The 15,582-nt window shown below is 66.4% G+C and carries 17 protein-coding genes and 1 pseudogene; 8 read left to right on the forward strand and 10 right to left on the reverse strand.

What is annotated here, in order from left to right; all coding sequences use genetic code 11:
• Nucleotides 1–126: 126 nt before the first annotated feature.
• Together MRBLST15_RS07330 and ubiK are read right to left on the reverse strand one after the other, a co-directional pair.
• Nucleotides 127–255 (reverse strand): annotated as a pseudogene (locus tag MRBLST15_RS07330) (ADP-ribosylating transferase); the annotation flags it as partial.
• Nucleotides 256–381: 126 nt separating this feature from the next.
• Nucleotides 382–633: a ubiquinone biosynthesis accessory factor UbiK gene (gene ubiK / locus MRBLST15_RS07335; RefSeq protein ID WP_367785584.1), complete on the reverse strand. Its 252-nt coding sequence runs from the start codon at nt 631–633 to the stop codon at nt 382–384.
• A 157-nt stretch (nt 634–790) separates the two neighbouring features.
• On the opposite strand from ubiK, the gene MRBLST15_RS07340 reads away from it, so the two are divergent.
• Nucleotides 791–1,129 (forward strand): P-II family nitrogen regulator, encoded by a 339-nt coding sequence (locus MRBLST15_RS07340; protein ID WP_032977217.1) that lies wholly within the window; start codon nt 791–793, stop codon nt 1,127–1,129.
• A gap of 92 nt (nt 1,130–1,221) precedes the next feature.
• Here MRBLST15_RS07340 and MRBLST15_RS07345 read toward each other — a convergent pair whose 3' ends face one another.
• Nucleotides 1,222–1,881: an RIO1 family regulatory kinase/ATPase gene (locus MRBLST15_RS07345; RefSeq protein WP_032951715.1), complete on the reverse strand. Its 660-nt coding sequence runs from the start codon at nt 1,879–1,881 to the stop codon at nt 1,222–1,224.
• Between the two features lie 441 nt (nt 1,882–2,322).
• Between MRBLST15_RS07345 and MRBLST15_RS07350 the strand changes: the two genes are divergently transcribed.
• Entirely contained in the window at nt 2,323–3,228 is a 906-nt protein-coding gene (locus MRBLST15_RS07350; RefSeq protein WP_049465655.1) for an aspartyl/asparaginyl beta-hydroxylase domain-containing protein, read from the forward strand.
• Between the two features lie 199 nt (nt 3,229–3,427).
• Here the strand turns inward: MRBLST15_RS07350 and speE are convergent, their stop codons facing one another.
• A complete protein-coding gene (speE, locus tag MRBLST15_RS07355; RefSeq protein ID WP_164280351.1) occupies nt 3,428–4,279 on the reverse strand; it encodes a polyamine aminopropyltransferase in 852 nt (283 codons plus the stop codon).
• A gap of 179 nt (nt 4,280–4,458) precedes the next feature.
• Here speE and speA point away from each other — a divergent pair, with 179 nt between their 5' ends.
• A complete protein-coding gene (gene speA / locus MRBLST15_RS07360) occupies nt 4,459–6,348 on the forward strand; it encodes an arginine decarboxylase (protein ID WP_088101771.1) in 1,890 nt (629 codons plus the stop codon).
• Nucleotides 6,349–6,385: 37 nt separating this feature from the next.
• Nucleotides 6,386–6,706, forward strand: a complete 321-nt coding sequence (locus tag MRBLST15_RS07365) for a DUF6122 family protein (protein WP_265953260.1) — start codon at nt 6,386–6,388, stop codon at nt 6,704–6,706.
• A 108-nt stretch (nt 6,707–6,814) separates the two neighbouring features.
• Here MRBLST15_RS07365 and MRBLST15_RS07370 read toward each other — a convergent pair whose 3' ends face one another.
• The 3 genes from MRBLST15_RS07370 to MRBLST15_RS07380 are packed head-to-tail and all read right to left on the reverse strand — an operon-like array spanning nt 6,815 to nt 9,080.
• Nucleotides 6,815–8,134: a sensor histidine kinase gene (locus MRBLST15_RS07370; RefSeq protein WP_312704627.1), complete on the reverse strand. Its 1,320-nt coding sequence runs from the start codon at nt 8,132–8,134 to the stop codon at nt 6,815–6,817.
• The gene (locus MRBLST15_RS07375; RefSeq protein ID WP_099819726.1) at nt 8,131–8,790 is read right to left on the reverse strand and encodes a response regulator transcription factor; all 660 of its coding nucleotides are present in this window, start codon (nt 8,788–8,790) and stop codon (nt 8,131–8,133) included. The genes MRBLST15_RS07370 and MRBLST15_RS07375 overlap by 4 nt, the downstream gene beginning before the upstream one ends.
• Nucleotides 8,790–9,080: a PepSY domain-containing protein gene (locus MRBLST15_RS07380; protein WP_312704660.1), complete on the reverse strand. Its 291-nt coding sequence runs from the start codon at nt 9,078–9,080 to the stop codon at nt 8,790–8,792. The genes MRBLST15_RS07375 and MRBLST15_RS07380 overlap by 1 nt, the downstream gene beginning before the upstream one ends.
• 148 nt (nt 9,081–9,228) lie before the next feature.
• On the opposite strand from MRBLST15_RS07380, the gene MRBLST15_RS07385 reads away from it, so the two are divergent.
• Complete coding sequence (locus tag MRBLST15_RS07385) at nt 9,229–9,663, forward strand: PepSY domain-containing protein (protein ID WP_236508966.1); 435 nt, start codon at nt 9,229–9,231, stop codon at nt 9,661–9,663.
• A 155-nt stretch (nt 9,664–9,818) separates the two neighbouring features.
• Here the strand turns inward: MRBLST15_RS07385 and MRBLST15_RS07390 are convergent, their stop codons facing one another.
• From MRBLST15_RS07390 to MRBLST15_RS07400, 3 genes are all read right to left on the reverse strand, one after another.
• A complete protein-coding gene (locus tag MRBLST15_RS07390) occupies nt 9,819–10,310 on the reverse strand; it encodes a hypothetical protein (RefSeq protein ID WP_099819724.1) in 492 nt (163 codons plus the stop codon).
• A 125-nt stretch (nt 10,311–10,435) separates the two neighbouring features.
• On the reverse strand, nt 10,436–11,644 hold the full coding sequence (locus tag MRBLST15_RS07395) for an NAD(P)/FAD-dependent oxidoreductase (protein ID WP_367785585.1): 1,209 nt from the start codon (nt 11,642–11,644) through the stop codon (nt 10,436–10,438).
• A 12-nt stretch (nt 11,645–11,656) separates the two neighbouring features.
• Nucleotides 11,657–12,151 (reverse strand): lipocalin family protein, encoded by a 495-nt coding sequence (locus tag MRBLST15_RS07400; protein WP_265953256.1) that lies wholly within the window; start codon nt 12,149–12,151, stop codon nt 11,657–11,659.
• A gap of 181 nt (nt 12,152–12,332) precedes the next feature.
• Between MRBLST15_RS07400 and MRBLST15_RS07405 the strand changes: the two genes are divergently transcribed.
• The 3 genes from MRBLST15_RS07405 to MRBLST15_RS07415 all read left to right on the forward strand — a co-directional run.
• The gene (locus tag MRBLST15_RS07405) at nt 12,333–12,581 is read left to right on the forward strand and encodes a hypothetical protein (RefSeq protein WP_312704631.1); all 249 of its coding nucleotides are present in this window, start codon (nt 12,333–12,335) and stop codon (nt 12,579–12,581) included.
• A gap of 90 nt (nt 12,582–12,671) precedes the next feature.
• Nucleotides 12,672–15,098, forward strand: coding sequence for a DUF3772 domain-containing protein (locus tag MRBLST15_RS07410; protein WP_367785586.1), 2,427 nt, complete (start codon nt 12,672–12,674; stop codon nt 15,096–15,098).
• Between the two features lie 257 nt (nt 15,099–15,355).
• The coding region (locus MRBLST15_RS07415) for a hypothetical protein (RefSeq protein WP_367785587.1) at nt 15,356–15,582 on the forward strand (227 nt) is incomplete at its 3' end.

A 15,582-nucleotide genomic window follows, 5' to 3' on the forward strand; every position in this document is an offset into this window, starting at 1 on the left:
AGAAAGGCCCAAAAGAGCGCTTGGCGGACTAACGCCCGCCCAGTACGCCGCGCAGTTGGCGACGAAGAAAGATAACATCAGCACCGGACTCTAAACCCGCCCACTACTCAAGCCGGGGGGACGTCGGTTGGACCGGAACCCCGCGCTCAGCAGCTCGCCCACTGCAAGATCGGCCCGGGTGCCGTGATAGAACGGCCCGGCGACCTGGTCGCAGGTGTCATGCGAAACGGGTGTCCATTCGGTGTCCTGTGTCATCAGCACTGCCCCTACCTGTCCTGCCGGATCGACAGGCCGGCGAGTCTAGGGCGCCGGGCGGGCCTTGCGGCAAGGCCCCATCAGGGAAATACTCTGTAAGTGGGAAGCGCCGTGCGCCTCCTTTTTTCATTCTGCGGCGCTGCGGCCTTCCAGCTCGCGCACCGCCGTTTCCAGCGCATCCAGCTTCTCGCGGGTCTTCAGCAGCACCGCGCGCTGCACTTCAAACTCTTCGCGGGTCACCAGGTCCAGCTTGGCCAGCCCGGCCTGCAGCGCGCTCTTGAAGGTGGCCTGCAGTTCCTCGCGCGATTCGCGCAGGCCCGGCGGCACCAGGTCGCTGAGGCGACGGGCGAGGTCATCGATTTGGTTCAGGTCGATCATGGGTGCTCCGTGGGGTGGTGGGCCTGCGCATCCGGCGCGGCCACGGCTGTTCGGCCGTAAGGATACTGCTGGCTCCCACTCGCCGGACAGGCGCGGCGGGTTTCGCACCGGCCGCGTTCAGGCGCTATCCTCCACGCCGGAATACAGGAGATAGACGATGAAGATGGTCATGGCGGTGATCAAGCCGTTCAAGCTCGACGACGTGCGCGAAGCGCTGGCCGAGCGCGGGGTTACCGGGATCACGGTGACGGAAGTGAAGGGCTTCGGTCGCCAGAAGGGCCATACCGAGCTGTACCGCGGCGCCGAGTACGTGGTCGACTTCCTGCCGAAGGTGAAGCTGGAAGTGGCGGTGACCGACGATCAGGTGGAGGTGGTGGTGGAAGCCATCGTGAAGGCGGCGGGCACCGGCAAGATCGGCGACGGCAAGGTATTCGTGTATGACCTGGGCAGCGTGGTGCGTATTCGTACCGGTGAGCTGGACGCGGACGCGTTGTAAGCCGTTTTTGTAGAGCCGAGCCCACGCTCGGCTGATGCAAAGAGCAGCCGAGCGTGGGCTCGGCTCTACAGAAGAGCGGTAGAGCGAAGGGCCTACCGGCGCTTGGCCCACTTGTAGAACCGCTTCCATCCTTGGCGCACGGCCGCCACCCAACCGGGGTCGGCCACCATGGCCGCCTGCGCCGGGCTCGGCGCCTGGCCGGTCACGCGCTGGCGCATCTTCAGCAGATTCTTCATGTCGCTGCGGCTCAGCTGCCGGCTCAGCGGGTTGCGGCGCAGCCAGCGCGGTACGCGCCAGGCCGAGGTGAAATCCAGCAGTACCGGCACGCCGGCGCTGACCACCACGTTGGTGCCATGCAGGTCGTTGTGGGTGATGCCGGCGGCGTGCAGGCGGCTCAGCGCGTGCTGCAGCTGCTCGAACACTTCATTGCCCACGGCCTGCGCGGTGCTCAGGGTCTGGCCGGGGATGAATTCCATGCCCAGCGCCAGGCCACCGAGGGTGCCGAGCAGGGCCGGGGCGTGCTTCCAGCCGCCCAGCCGCTCCAGCATGCGCGCCTCGCGGCGCACCATCAGCCGGGCGATCGGCGACACCGGGGTGCCACGGTAGCGGGAGTAGTCCTTCACCACCGCCGGACGGCCGTCCAGGCAGGTGCGGTAGACGTCGGGGGCAAGGAAGCGTTCACCGCGCTTGAGCAGCAGCGGCGCCACGGCGTCATCGCCGCAGGACGGGGAGGGGGTAATGGAAGGGATCATCTGGGGTCTCGGGCGACCCGGTGGGCGGCGCTGAAGCGTCAAGCGAACCGGTACGACTTGGGGAACTGGCTAAACTTTCGTTAAGTCAATTTTAGTACCGGCGAGTTCGCTATTCCACGATTTGTCGGAGAAATGTCGGCGTCGTGGCTGGAACAGTTCGTCACATACATTCGGACAATTCTGTCTCACTTTCTTGAAAGTGATTGCATTTCAATGACTTGAAAATTCGTCCGGTAGCGATCACTGCACACAACTGCGCGCTGCGCACGCCCGGCTTGACCCCGGCGCACGGCCTGCCGACCATAAGCTGTTACACGCGACATCGACGGCCGCACCCACCCGGCACGTCCCCGTCTCCTGCCGCGTTCCCCCACTGATGCCGGCCCTGCGGCCGCATCGCCCTGTTTCCCTGTCCGGCGTGTGCTGGAGGAAAGTGTTTTGATCATCAAAATCGTACTTGCGGCGCTGTTCGTGTCCTGCGTGCTGTACATCCACTTCCGTGGCAAGGTCCGCGCGCGCTGGTCGCGCCAGCTGCTGGACCACTCCAGCTTCATGGCCCCGATCAACGTGGTCATGTACATGTTCTCGAAGGTGCCGACCACGCCGTTCCTGGACCCGGGCAAAGAATTCCCGCAGCTGGAGCCGCTGCGGCAGAACTGGCAGATGATCCGCGACGAGGCACTGGCGCTGCGCGATGCGCAGGCGATTGCTGCCTCCAGCACCTTCAACGATGCCGGCTTCAATTCGTTCTTCCGCCGTGGCTGGAAGCGCTTCTACCTGAAGTGGTACGGCCCCTCGCACCCGTCGGCCAAGGCGATGTGCCCGAAGACCACCGCGCTGCTGGAATCGCTGCCGGACGTGCGTGCAGCGATGTTCGCGCAGCTGCCGTCGGGCAGCGAGCTGCGCCCGCACCGCGATCCGTTCGCCGGTTCGCTGCGCCTGCACCTGGGCCTGGCCACGCCCAACAACGATGCCTGCTACATCGAAGTGGACGGCATCAAGAAGAGCTGGCGCGACGGTGAGTGGATGATGTTCGACGAAACCTACATCCACCATGCGCACAACGAGACGCCCGATGACCGGGTGATCCTGTTCTGCGATATCGCCCGCCCGCTGCGCTTCGGCCTGCCGGGCCTGTTCAACCGCCTGGTGGCGTCTACGCTGCTGGCCGGCGGCGCCTCGCCGAACCTGCCGGGTGACCCGACCGGTGGCGTCAACAAGGCGTTCGGCAGCGTGTACAAGGTGCGGCTGAAGGCCAAGGCGCTGCGCGAGCGCAGTGTGGTGGCCTACCAGGTGATCAAGTGGGGCCTGGTGGTGGCGGTGATCGCTGGTATCTGGGCGCTGTAAGGGAAAAACAGCCGAGCGTGGGCTCGGCTCTACAGGATTCCACGGGGCATGTTGTAGAGCCGAGCCTATGCTCGGCTTGGTCTACCGCAACCTGTCCGAAGAGCAGCCGAGCATGGCTCGGCTCTACAGAAGGCAAAAACCCGCGCTGTCGCCAGCGCGGGTTTTTTGTTGGTGGGTGCCGACCGTTGGTCGGCACGCCTTACTTCAGCGCCGCCTGCACGAACGGCGGGGTCACCAGCACGCCGGTGTGCAGCGCGGCGGTGTAGTACAGGGTGTCGAAGGTCTTGGCGGCCGAATCGGCCTGGCGGAAGTCGAAGCTGCTGTCGCCCTTGCGCGCCAGCGTCACGCTCCACCAGCCGGTGGGGTAGCACGGCTGCGGGAACGGCAGGGTCTTGAACGAGCCGAAGCCGGCCTTGCCCATCTCGGTGCGCATTTCGTTGATCAGCTCCAGCTGCATCAGCGGCGACTCGGACTGCTGCACCAGGATGCCGTCGTCCTTCAGGGCCTTGAAGCAGCTCTCGTAGAACGCCTTGTTGAACAGGCCTTCGCCCGGGCCGACCGGATCGGTCGAATCGACGATCACCACGTCCACGCTGCCAGCCGGGCAGTTGGCCATGTAGGCCACGCCGTCATCGAACATCAGCTCGGCGCGCGGGTCGTTGTTGGAATCGCACAGTTCCGGGAAGTGCTTGCGCGCCATCACCGTCACCTGCTCGTCGATGTCGCACTGGGTCACGCTCTCCACGCCCTTGTGCTTGAGCACTTCGCGCAGGGTGCCGCAGTCGCCGCCGCCGATGATCACCACGCGCTTGGGCGCGGCGTGGGTGAACAGCACCGGGTGGCTGATCATCTCGTGGTAGAAGAAGTTGTCCTTGCTGGTCAGCATGATGGCCCCATCGATGGTCATCAGGTTGCCCCAGTCGGTGGTCTGGAAGATCTCGATCTTCTGGAACGGCGACTGCACTTCGTCCAGCTTGCCGGTGATGCGGTAGCCGATGGCCGAGCCGGTGCGCTCGAAGTGTTCGATGTACCAGTTGCTGTTGTCAGTCATGGGAAAGCATTCCTGTTCGGAAGGGATGGAGCCGGGCTGAAGGCGGGGTGCCACGCATCCGGACGGATCGGCCCGTTCAGGTTGGAACCTGCCGCGGGCGCGGGCGCGCATGATAACGAACCTGTGGGCATATAGGCGTTATCATGCCCCCCCTTTTATTTGCCACAAGGCCGACTGCAATGACCGATTGGTCCCTCGACCAAGCCCGCAAGACCTACTCGATCCCGCACTGGGCGGATGGCTATTTCGACGTGGATCAGGCCGGGCACATGGTGGTGAGACCGACCGGGGCGGACGGCCCGGTGGTGTCGCTGCCCAAGGTGGTGGATGCCGCGCGCGCGGCCGGCGCCAAGCTGCCGCTGCTGGTGCGCTTCCCGGACATCCTCGGCCAGCGCCTGGGCAAGCTGCAGGCGGCGTTCGCCCAGGCCCAGCAGGACTGGGACTACCCGGGCGGCTACACCGCGGTGTACCCGATCAAGGTGAACCAGCACCGCGGCGTGGCCGGCACCCTGGCCAGCCACCACGGTGAAGGCTTCGGCCTGGAAGCGGGCAGCAAGCCGGAACTGATGGCCGTGCTGGCGCTGTCGCGCCCGGGTGGCCTGATCGTCTGCAACGGCTACAAGGACCGCGAGTACATCCGCCTGGCCCTGATCGGTCGCAAGCTGGGCCTGCAGACCTTCATCGTCATCGAGAAGCCGTCCGAGCTGAAGCTGGTGCTGGAAGAGTCCAAGGCACTGGACGTGAAGCCGGGCCTGGGCGTGCGCATGCGCCTGGCCTCGCTGGGCGCCGGCAAGTGGCAGAACAGCGGTGGCGACAAGGCCAAGTTCGGGCTTTCGCCGCGCCAGCTGCTGGACCTGTGGAAGTCGCTGCGCGATACCGAATATGCCGACTGCCTGAGCCTGCTGCACTTCCACATGGGGTCGCAGATCTCCAACGTGCGCGACATCGCCAACGGCATGCGCGAGGCCACCCGTTACTTCGTCGAGCTGTCACAGCTGGGTGCGAAGATCACCCACGTCGACGTGGGCGGCGGCCTGGGCGTGGACTATGAAGGCACCCGTTCGCGCAGCTTCTGCTCGATCAACTACGGCCTGAATTCGTACGCCAGCAACATCGTGCAGCCGCTGGCCAATGCCTGCGAAGAACACGGCCTGACCCCGCCGCGCATCGTCACCGAGTGCGGCCGCGCGATGACCGCGCACCACGCGGTGCTGATCGCCAACGTGTCCGAAGTGGAACAGGCGCAGGAAGGCCGCGTGCCGGACCAGCACGACGACGAGCCGGCCTCGATCCGCCACCTGCGCGAGATCCACGAAGAACTGGACGTGCGTCCGGCGGTGGAACTGTTCCAGGAAGCGCAGCACTTCCACGCCGAAGGCCTTTCCAGCTATGCGCTGGGCCAGATCGACCTGCCGCAGCGTGCGCGCATCGATGATCTGTTCTATGCCATCGCCCACGGCGTGCGCGCGCGCCTGAGCTATGACGAGAAGAGCCATCGCCCGGCGCTGGATGAACTGAACGAGCGCCTGGTCGACAAGTACTTCGTCAACTTCAGCGTATTCGAGTCGATTCCCGATGCGTGGGCGATCGACCAGGTGTTCCCGATCGTGCCGATCGAACGCCTGAACGAGACGCCGGATCGCCGCGGCATCATCGCCGACATGACCTGCGATTCCGATGGCATGGTCAAGACCTATGTCGAGAACGAAAGCCTGGACAGCTCGCTGCCGCTGCACGCGATCAAGCACGGCGAAAGCTACCGCATCGGTTTCTTCATGGTCGGTGCCTACCAGGAAATCCTCGGCGACATCCACAACCTGTTCGGTGATACCGACGCGGTGGAAGTGCTGGCCGATGCCGATGGCTACGCCATCACCCAGCAGCGTCGCGGCGACACCACCGATGTGATGCTGGATTACGTGGGCTACAAGCTGGATGACCTGCGTGCGGCCTACGCCGACCGCGTGGCATCGGCGGACCTGTCGCCGGAGCGCGCGCAGGAGCTGTCCGAAGCGCTGGAAGCGGGCCTGACCGGTTACACCTACCTGTCCGACGAACCGCTGGTCTGATGGACGGCGCCGGGCCTGCCCGGCGCCACCGTTGCCGATGAGCGCACGCGCGATCTTCCACCTGTTCCTGCATGCCGCCGTGCCAGCCCTGCTGGCATGGCTGTTCTGGCGCAAGCGTTTCGCCTCGGCGTGGCTGTTGCTGCTGCTGGGCTGGATCATCGACTTGGACCATCTGCTGGCCGATCCGATCTACGCCCCGAACCGCTGCAGCATCGGCTTCCACCCACTACATACCGCGCCGGCGATTGCCGTGTATGCGGGCCTGTGCGTGCCGAAGAAGACGCGGCTGGTGGGGATTGGTTTGATGATCCACATCGTGCTGGATGCCATCGACTGCTGGTGGATGCACAACCGGTAGTTGCCGACCTTGGTCGGCGCACTTGATGCGTGTCGACCAAGGTCGACACCTACCGGGTGGCGCGTGATCCGGTAGCGCCGGGCCATGCCCGGCGAGCGCAGCGGCGCGTCACCCCACCGGCAACCACAACGTCGCCCGCAATCCGGGCTGCGCGTTCTCCAACGCCAGCCGCCCGCCATAACTGGCGGCGATATCACCGACGATGGCCAGGCCCAGGCCACTGCTGCTTTCGCGCTCATCCAGCCGCACGCCGCGCTGGGTGACTTGCGCCAGCGCTTCGGCTGCCAGACCCGGGCCGTCATCGCGCACGTCGATGCGCAACTGCCCTTCGTCCGCACGCGCCGTCACTGTCACGTCCCGCTGTGCCCACTTGCCGGCGTTGTCGAGCAGGTTGCCGAGCATCTCTTCAAGGTCGGCGCTGGCACCGGCAAACTGCAGGTCGTCGGAAATGCCCCCGGCCTGGAACTGCAACGCACGGTCGCCATGCACCCGTGCCATCAACCTGCACATCGCCTGCGCCACCGCTGCCACCGGCGTGCGTTCGCGATGATCGGCGGTCAGCCCGGCGGCAAGATAGCGATCGACGCTGGCCTGCATGCGCGCGCCCTGCTCACGCAGCGTGCTGCGCCACGCGCGGCCCTCGCTATCGGCCTCAGCGGCGAGCACGCTCAGCGGTGTTTTCAGCGCATGCGCCAGGTCCTGCGCGCTGGTACGCGCGCGCGCCACCATCCGTTGCTGGTGGTCCAGCAGTGCATTGAGTTCGTCACCCAGCGGCGCGATCTCAGCGCCCAGTCCCGCCGTATCGATGCGCTGTGCATCGCCCCGGCGCACGCGTTCCAGCTGCGTACCGAGGCGTTGCAGCGGGCGCAGGCCGAAATGCACCTGGCTGGCCAGTACCGCCAGCCACGCAGCAACCAGCACCGCCAGCGCCATCGCGCTGCGTTGGCGGAACGCGGCCACGTCCGCGTCCAGTGCGCTGCGATCAGTGGCGACCACGGCGACGTAGGGTTCGTTCGCGCGTGGCAGGCGCACCTGCTGCACGCGCGCGCGCAGCGACTGCTGCAGCGGGCCAGGCAGATTGCGTTCGGCTGCACCATTGGCGGCCACGGGCAACGTCTCGTCCCACAGCGAACGCGACTGCAGCAGCACCTTGCCGCTGCCATCTGCGATCTGCCAGTAGGCACCGGAGAACACGCGCTGGAAGCGCGCGTCGTTGGGTTCCTGGCGCAGTTGCAGCTGGCCGTCGGCATCGATCTCGGCCTGCGCCAGCAGGGTCAGCATGTCCTGCTGCAGTTCGTTGTCCAGGCGATCGCGCGCGCTGCGCTTGAACAGTTCGCCCAGCAGCGCACTGGCCAGTGCCGAGACCAGCAGCAGGCCGATGCCACCGGCCAGCAGCAGCCGGCGTCGCAGTGACGGCTGCCGGCTCACGGCGCGGCCAACCGCCAGCCCTGGCCGCGTACGGTCTGGATCAGGTCAGTGCCGAGCTTGCGGCGCACGCGCCCCAGCAGCACGTCCAGCGCATTCGAATCGGGATCGTGGCCGCCATCGAACACATGCTCACCCAGGCGGTCGCGGCCGATCACCTGGCCGCTGTGGTGGATGAAGTAGCTGAGCAGGCGGAATTCCTGCGGGCTCAGTGCGAGTGCGTGGCCGTCCAGATCGAAGCGCCCGGCATTGACGTCCAGCTGCAACGGGCCGCACTGCAGGCGTGGGCTGGCATGGCCGCGGCTGCGACGGATCAGGGCGCGCAGACGCAGCACCAGTTCATCGGCCTGGAAGGGTTTGGTCAGGTAGTCGTCGGCGCCGGCATCGAAGCCGGCCAGCTTGTCGTGCCAGCGGCCGCGCGCGGTCAGCACCAGTACCGGAAAATCGCGGCCATTGCCGCGCCAGCGCTCGATCACGCTCAGGCCATCCAGCCCGGGCAGCCCCAGATCGACGATCGCGGCCTGCAGGTCTTCCACCTGGCCGATCTCCTCGGCCTGGCGGCCATCGGCCACCACGTCGACCACGTAGCCGGCCTGTTCCAGCAGCGGCTGCAGGCGCTCGGCCAATGCGGCATCGTCTTCGGCCAACAGGATGCGCATCAGTCGTCCAGCTCCGTCTTCAGCAGCCTGCCGTTGCGCGCATCATAGTCCAGCTCCACCACCACGCCGTCGGCGCGCAGGATCTCCACTTCGTACACGCCATCGTCCAGCTCCACTTCCAGCAGCTGGCCGGGGTGGCGCTTGAGTGCATCGCGCACCACGCTTTCCAGCGGCACGTAGCGACCCTGTTGCACAGCCCGGCGCGCGACCTGCTGCGCCGGGTCCTGGGCAGGGCCGGTGGCGGTCGGGGCGCTGGCCAGGGCCAGCAGCAGGGACAGGGAAGGCAGGATCGGCACGTGGATGATGGGGAATGGGGAACAGGCACGAGTGTGCGGCCGCCGACTAACCATTGGCTAACAGCGCCGGCTAAGTGGCTGTTAACCACGCGGCGCATCGTGGCGTTGCAGGGATGGTCCGGCACCGAACAGGAGAACCCCCATGTTGAAGTCGCTCACCCTCGCTACTGTCGTTGCGTTCGCCGTCGCTCCCGCTGCCCAGGCCGCACCGCTGGGCATGGCCCAGGTCGAACAGACCCTGCGCAAGGCCGGCTACACCCAGATCCATGAGATCGAGCGCGATGACGGCCTGTGGGAAGCCGATGTCAGCCGTGCCGACGGCCGCTTCAGCGAGGTCTACGTGGACCCGAAGACCGGCGAGATCTTCGACGAGCATGACAGCCGCGCATTGCTGAGTACCGAACAGGTGCTGGCCAAGGCGCAGTCGCAGGGACTGCGTGAGATCCATTCGCTGGAACGCGATGGTGCGACGTGGTCGCTGGAAGCCCGCAATGCCCGCAACCAGCGCGTTGATGTGCGCCTGAGTGGTTACGACGGCCGCATCCTGCACAGCGAGCGTGATGGCTGGCTGGATTGAAGCCTGCTGGGATGGGCGTGTCGACCAAGGTCGACACCTACCGGGTAGAGCCGGCCGCTGGCTGGATTGCGCTGCGCTTCGGTAGATGCCGACCTTGGTCGGCACAGGGCCGGAAGAGCGTGTCGACCAAGGTCGACACCTACCCAGGGCGTGGATTACCAGCCGTAAGGCGGCGGGTAGTCCCAATAGCCCGGGCCACCGCCGTAGTAACCGCCACCACCATACGGCCCGAAGAAGCCTGGGCCCTTGCCTTCGCTCACATGGATGTTGACGTTGACCCCGCGGGTCTTGCCTTCATCGTTGGTGTAGTTCTTGCTGAGATTCAGCGTGGCGGCGTTGTAGTGGGTGTTGCCGTAATTCTTGGCGTAGCCGATGCCGGTGGTGAAGCTGCCGGACACCTTGACCTTGTCATCCGTCACGTCGGCGATGCGGCCGTCGCCGTTCACGCGCGGGCCGGTCTTGTCGCCGTAGAACGTACCCGGCGGATCCTGCTGCAGGGTCGGATCGTTGAGATAACGGATCGGCGTCTGCGGCACGGACAGGTCCAGGCCGGAGGCCTGCGGCGCGGTGGCGCCGGCGGCGGACTGCGCCAACGCGGTCCCGGGCAGGGCGGCCAGGCACAGCAGCAGGGTCAGGGGGCGGATCATGACGGCGCTCCAACGGAGAGGGGCCGCGCAGCACGCGGCGGTACAGGCCGACGCTAGCAGGCGCTGCTTGAATGATGCCTGTCGGCGCCCGCTTGCGGTAGAGCCAGGCGATGCCTGGCTGCACGCTACAACCGCCCGAACCCGAACAGCTCCTGCAGCGGGTGCCGGCGCCGCTCGATCCCGGCCCGCAGCAGCCCGGCACCGATCATGGAATAGGTGATGCCGTTGCCGCCGTAGGCCATGGCGAACTGTACCCGTGGGCCCCACTGCGCATGCGGCCCGAAGAACGGCAGGCCGTCGGCGGTCTCGGCAAAGGTGCCCGCCCACGAAAACGCCGGCGTCGGCTGCAGATGCGGAAACCACTGCAGCAGCTGCTTCATCAGTTTGCGGGCCTTGCTTTCCACCCGGCCATCGCGGCGGGCGGGAATATCGATGGCGTCGTCCAGCCCGCCCACCAGCAGCCGACGGTCGCCGGTGGCGCGCAGGTACAGGTAGGGGCGCGCGCTCTCCCAGACCATCGTGCGCCGCAGCCAGCCCAGCTCGTCGACGTTGATCGGGTCGGTGATGAAGGCGTAGCTGCTGCGGTTACGGGCCACGCGCGGGTCCAGCCACTGCTGGTTGGCATAGCCCATCGCCAGCACCACGTGGCGGGCGCGGATCTGCACTCCTGATTCGGTGCGCGCAGTCACGCCGCGCGCGCTGGGGGTGAGGGCATGCAGCACGGTGCGGTCGTGGACCACGCCGCCGCGCCGACGCACACGTTCGAGCAGGCCATAGGCCAGTCGGTACGGATCCACGCGCGCAGCTTGGCGGGTCAGCAATGCGCCGCCGGCATCGACGCTGAAACGTTCCTGCAGCGCATCCCGGTCCAGCCAGCGCGCATCCAGGCCGATGCCACGGCGCGCCTCACCTTCGGCCATCAGCCGCGGTACGTCACGGCGGCGACTGGCAAGGTACAGGCTGTCCATCTGCTTGAAATCCACATCCTTCAAGCTGCGTGCCACCTGGCGCAGGGCCGGGATAGCATCGGCGCATGCCCGGTAGGCCAGCGCCGCCGCGTCCTCGCCATATTGCGAAGCCAGCTCCAGCAGATGGGTGTCGATCTCGTACTGCAGCAACGCGGTGCTGGCCGCGGTGCTGCCCCAGCCGATGTCGCGCTGCTCGATCACCGCCACGTCGTGCCCATGGGCCGACAGCTCATCGGCGATCAGCGCGCCGGTGATGCCGCCACCCACCACCAGCACATCGCAGTGCAGATCCTGCTCCAGCGGCGGAAAGGCCTGGATCAGGCCGTTGCGCACCGCCCACCACGGGTAGCCACTCTTCAGGTCCATGCGCGTTGGTGCTCAGGCAGTGGGATGGCCGGTATGCGGGGTCTGGATCAGTTCGGACAGATCGAAGCCCTGCAGGCGTGCGGCTGCCAGATAATGTTCCTGCACGGTGGCATCCAGCCGGGGCTCACGCGCCAGCAGCCACAGGTACTTGCGATCCGGGCTGCCGACCAGGGCAACGCTGTAGTCCGGCGCCACCTGCATTACCCAGTAGTCACCCTTGGCGAAGGGCAGCCAGCGCAGTCCCTTGGGCAGGAAGCTGACTTCCAGCCGTGCGCTGTCGTTGTCGATCGCGCAGGCCTCACCGGTGGCTTCCTCGATCTCGCCGTCCATGCGGCAACGGTTGGTGACGCCCACGTTGCCGTTGTCGAGCAGCTGGTAATGGGCCGACACATCGGTGCAGCCCTCCGGCTCGTGGCGCATCGGCAGGCGGGCGATCTCGTACCAGGTGCCCAGGTAGCGGGGCAGCTTGAGGTCGGCGACAGTCTTCAGGGGCGGCAGGTCGGTCATTGTCAGGCGTGGCAGGAGAGGACCTCCACGATGACGAGGGCGCTGCCACGGGCGGGTGAAGCCGGGGCGAGGGCCATGTCCAGAACGTTCCGTCGCCCGGACGGAGCGCGTGCCGTCATCGGCGCAGCGGTATGCTTCCGCCAGCGCCGCGTTTTCCGATCCAACCGAAGTGGAGGTGCCGATGTACCAGGTGATCCTGTTGAAGAGTGAAACCCAGTTCGCCCGCGAGCAGTGGCCGCAGGTCGACGATCTGGTGGACTACGAAGGCGTGGCCTACAGCCTGCGCGCCGGGCCGCGCCAGCCGTTGCCGACCGACCATGACTGGCACCCGATCGCGGTGTACGCGCCGGATGAGATCACCGAGGAAGAATTCCAGGAGTGGTACGCGCTGCAGCAGCCACAGGTGGAAGAGCTGCGGCTGAAGTACTGAGCCGCGCCCGCCCGCCAGCGTCTGCGCATCCGCCGTTTACAGCCGCTGCCGTATAGTCGCGCGCAGGCGCGGTGGTCCGCGTGAACCGGTGTGGCTGGCTTGTCTTCCTTCTTCCAAACGATCCTGGTGCGTGGCCCGTGGTTGGGCCTGGTGTTGTGCTGCACGTTGCTGCTGGCTGTGCCGGCGCTCGCCCAGGATGACGACCCCACACCGAAGCAGCAGCTGGCGCAGATCGACAGCACGCTGAAGGATGTTGAGCGCAAGCGCGTTGATGCCGAAGCCACCGAAACGCTGGGCACGCTGTCGGAAAATGCATCGCAGGCCAAGCGCGATGCCGAGGCGCTGGAAAAGACCCTGCAGCCGCAGCTGGACCAGCTCAACGAGCAGCTGACGCAGCTGGGCGATGCGCCCAAGGACACCACTGAACCGCCGGAGCTGGCCGCGCAGCGGCGCACGCTGACCCGCCAGCGCGATGCCTTGGTGGCATCGATTGCCCAGGCGAAGTCCAGCGCCGTCCGTGCGCAGCAGTTGAGCGCGGACATCGACAAGCAGCGCAACGCACAGCGCACCGAGGAACTGGGGCGCAAGGTCGCCTCGCCGCTGTCGCCAACGCTGTGGCGACAGGTGGCCGACCAGTTGCCGAACGACATCGCTCGCGTCACCCCCTTGGCCCAGCAGGGCCGTGCTGCGCTGACCACGGCCATCGCCACCCATGGTTGGGGCACGCTGCTGCTGGGGCTGGCGGCGGCACTGGTGATGATGTTCCCGCTGCGCCTGTGGCTGCGCGCGCTGGGGCGCCGGTTCGCCGCGTCCGAGCGCGCCCCCGACGGCCGCCTGCGCCGCTCCGGCCTGGCCATGTGGCTGCTGCTGGTAGGCACCCTGCTGCCCGGTTACGCCGTGGTGGTGCTGGTGGCCGCGCTGGATGCCATCGGCGCGATTCCGCCGCGGCTGCAGAGCGTGGCCGAAGGCGTGCAGGCGGCGACGTTCGCGGCGGCCTTCATTTCCGCGCTCAGCGCCTGCCTGCTGGTGCCCAAGCGGCCTTCGTGGCGGCTGCTGAACCTGGATGACACCGCCGCGCTGAAACTGCGCAAGTACGCTTGGGGCGCTGCGGCACTGGCCTGGCTGAGCACGGTGCTGGTGGCCATCGATCGCGCCACGCGCACCAGCGATGTCACCACGGTGGCGCTGGACGGCGTGATCGCGCTGACCTACCTGGGCCTGATCATGGCCATGCTGGTGACCCTGGCGCGCCTGCATCGGCGGCAGACCGCCGAGGCCGAGGCGAAGCTGGAAGCACAGGCCGACGGCCAGGGCGCGGCCGTTCCGGTACGCCGCAGCAGCTGGCTGGTGCTGGCACGGGTAGCCGGAAACATCGCCGTGGTGGCCGCGATCATCGCCACCTTGATGGGCTATGTGAACTTCGCCAAGTTCGTGAACCAGCAGTTGATCGGCGGCAGCATCGTGGTGCTGGCCGCAACCCTGCTGTTCAAGTTCGTCGACGATTTCTCCACCTGGCTGCTCAACGCCGACAGCAAGGTTGGCCAGACCATCCTGCTCAGCACCGGCCTCAGCGTGTCGCGGTTGGAGCAGGCCGGTGTGCTGCTGTCTGCCGTGCTGCGCACGTTCGTGGTGTTGGTCGCGCTGCTGGCGCTGGCCGCACCGTTCGGCAACATCGGCTCGGTGGTCGAGCGCGTCGCGTCGCTGGCCAACGGCATCTCCATCGGCGACATCACGCTCAAGCCCGCGCGGATCGCCATTGCCCTGTTGGTGATGCTGGTCGGACTGGGGCTGACGCAGCTGCTGCAGCGCTGGTTGACCGACACCTACCTGCCCAAGACCGAGCTGGACCTGGGCGCACGCAACTCAATCAGTACGATCACCCGCTACGTGGGCATCATCCTGGTGGCGCTGTGGGCGCTGACCGCGATGGGCCTGAACCTGAAGAACCTGGCGTTGCTGGTCAGCGCGCTCTCGGTGGGCATCGGCTTCGGCCTGCAGGCGATCATCCAGAACTTCGTGTCCGGCCTGATCCTGCTGACCGAGCGGCCGGTGAAGATCGGTGACTGGGTGAAGCTGGGCGATCAGGAAGGCGACATCCGCCGGATCAACGTGCGTTCGACCGAGATCCAGGTGAGCGACAAGTCCACCTTGATCGTGCCCAATTCGGAACTGATCACCAAGACCATCCGCAACATGACGATGGGCAACAACCAGGGCCGCATCCAGATCCAGTTCGCGGTGCCGGCCAGCACCGATGTCGCGGGCCTGCGACAGGCGTTGCTGGATGCCTACGGTGCGCACAGCACGGTACTGCAGCAGCCGGCGCCGTCGGTCTACATCGACAGCATCGCCGGCGGCCAGATCACCATCAACAGCTTCGCCTACGTGGCCAGCCCGCGACAGGTGTACGGCACGCGCAGCGATCTGTATTTCAGCCTGCTGCAGATCCTGGCCGAGCGGAACATTCCGTTGTCCACGCCGACCGACATCCACATCACCCGCGACCCGCCGCAGTAAGAGGGTGGGTCGGCAGGGCTGCGCCCTGCACCTGCCGAATCAACGGCAACAGCAACAGCAACGGCAACTGCAACGGCCGAAGCAAAAGCGGGTTTCCTGTGGGATGGCGGGGTGGGTCCGGTTGCGGGGGACGCCGCAAGTACGTCCCTGTAGGCTTGGGCGCGCCATCCATGGCGCTTACACCCCCGCAACCGGACCCACCCCGCCTTCGACAGATTTCCGCGATCTGTCGGAATGTCATGGCCTGCTCTTGGTGGGTGTCGACCGCGCTGCGGTTGGTAGGTGTCGACCTTGGTCGACACGTAGATCCACGCCATGCGTGGATGTTTTTCGATCAATTTTCGAAATATTCGATTTCGATGGAGATTCATCCACGCATGGCGTGGATCTACCAGATTGCGGAAATCTGTCAGAGGTGGGGCGGTGTCGGATTGCGGGGTGTCAGCCGCATGGATGCGGCTGCCAAGCCTACAGGGACGTACTT

This window comes from Stenotrophomonas sp. LST15-1-1.1, from assembly GCF_040815575.1.
Lineage (GTDB): Bacteria > Pseudomonadota > Gammaproteobacteria > Xanthomonadales > Xanthomonadaceae > Stenotrophomonas > Stenotrophomonas lactitubi_B.

Bases quoted from the DNA above. Each gene is read 5' to 3' on its own strand.
- MRBLST15_RS07390 (WP_099819724.1), bottom strand. From the start codon at position 10,310: ATGATCCGCCCCCTGACCCTGCTGCTGTGCCTGGCCGCCCTGCCCGGG.
- MRBLST15_RS07375 (WP_099819726.1), bottom strand. From the start codon at position 8,790: ATGCGCATCCTGTTGGCCGAAGACGATGCCGCATTGGCCGAGCGCCTG.
- MRBLST15_RS07400 (WP_265953256.1), bottom strand. From the start codon at position 12,151: ATGACCGACCTGCCGCCCCTGAAGACTGTCGCCGACCTCAAGCTGCCC.
- MRBLST15_RS07345 (WP_032951715.1), bottom strand. From the start codon at position 1,881: ATGATCCCTTCCATTACCCCCTCCCCGTCCTGCGGCGATGACGCCGTG.
- speA (WP_088101771.1), top strand. From the start codon at position 4,459: ATGACCGATTGGTCCCTCGACCAAGCCCGCAAGACCTACTCGATCCCG.
- MRBLST15_RS07405 (WP_312704631.1), top strand. From the start codon at position 12,333: ATGTACCAGGTGATCCTGTTGAAGAGTGAAACCCAGTTCGCCCGCGAG.
- MRBLST15_RS07340 (WP_032977217.1), top strand. From the start codon at position 791: ATGAAGATGGTCATGGCGGTGATCAAGCCGTTCAAGCTCGACGACGTG.
- speE (WP_164280351.1), bottom strand. From the start codon at position 4,279: ATGACTGACAACAGCAACTGGTACATCGAACACTTCGAGCGCACCGGC.
- MRBLST15_RS07365 (WP_265953260.1), top strand. From the start codon at position 6,386: ATGAGCGCACGCGCGATCTTCCACCTGTTCCTGCATGCCGCCGTGCCA.
- MRBLST15_RS07385 (WP_236508966.1), top strand. From the start codon at position 9,229: ATGTTGAAGTCGCTCACCCTCGCTACTGTCGTTGCGTTCGCCGTCGCT.
- MRBLST15_RS07395 (WP_367785585.1), bottom strand. From the start codon at position 11,644: ATGGACCTGAAGAGTGGCTACCCGTGGTGGGCGGTGCGCAACGGCCTG.
- ubiK (WP_367785584.1), bottom strand. From the start codon at position 633: ATGATCGACCTGAACCAAATCGATGACCTCGCCCGTCGCCTCAGCGAC.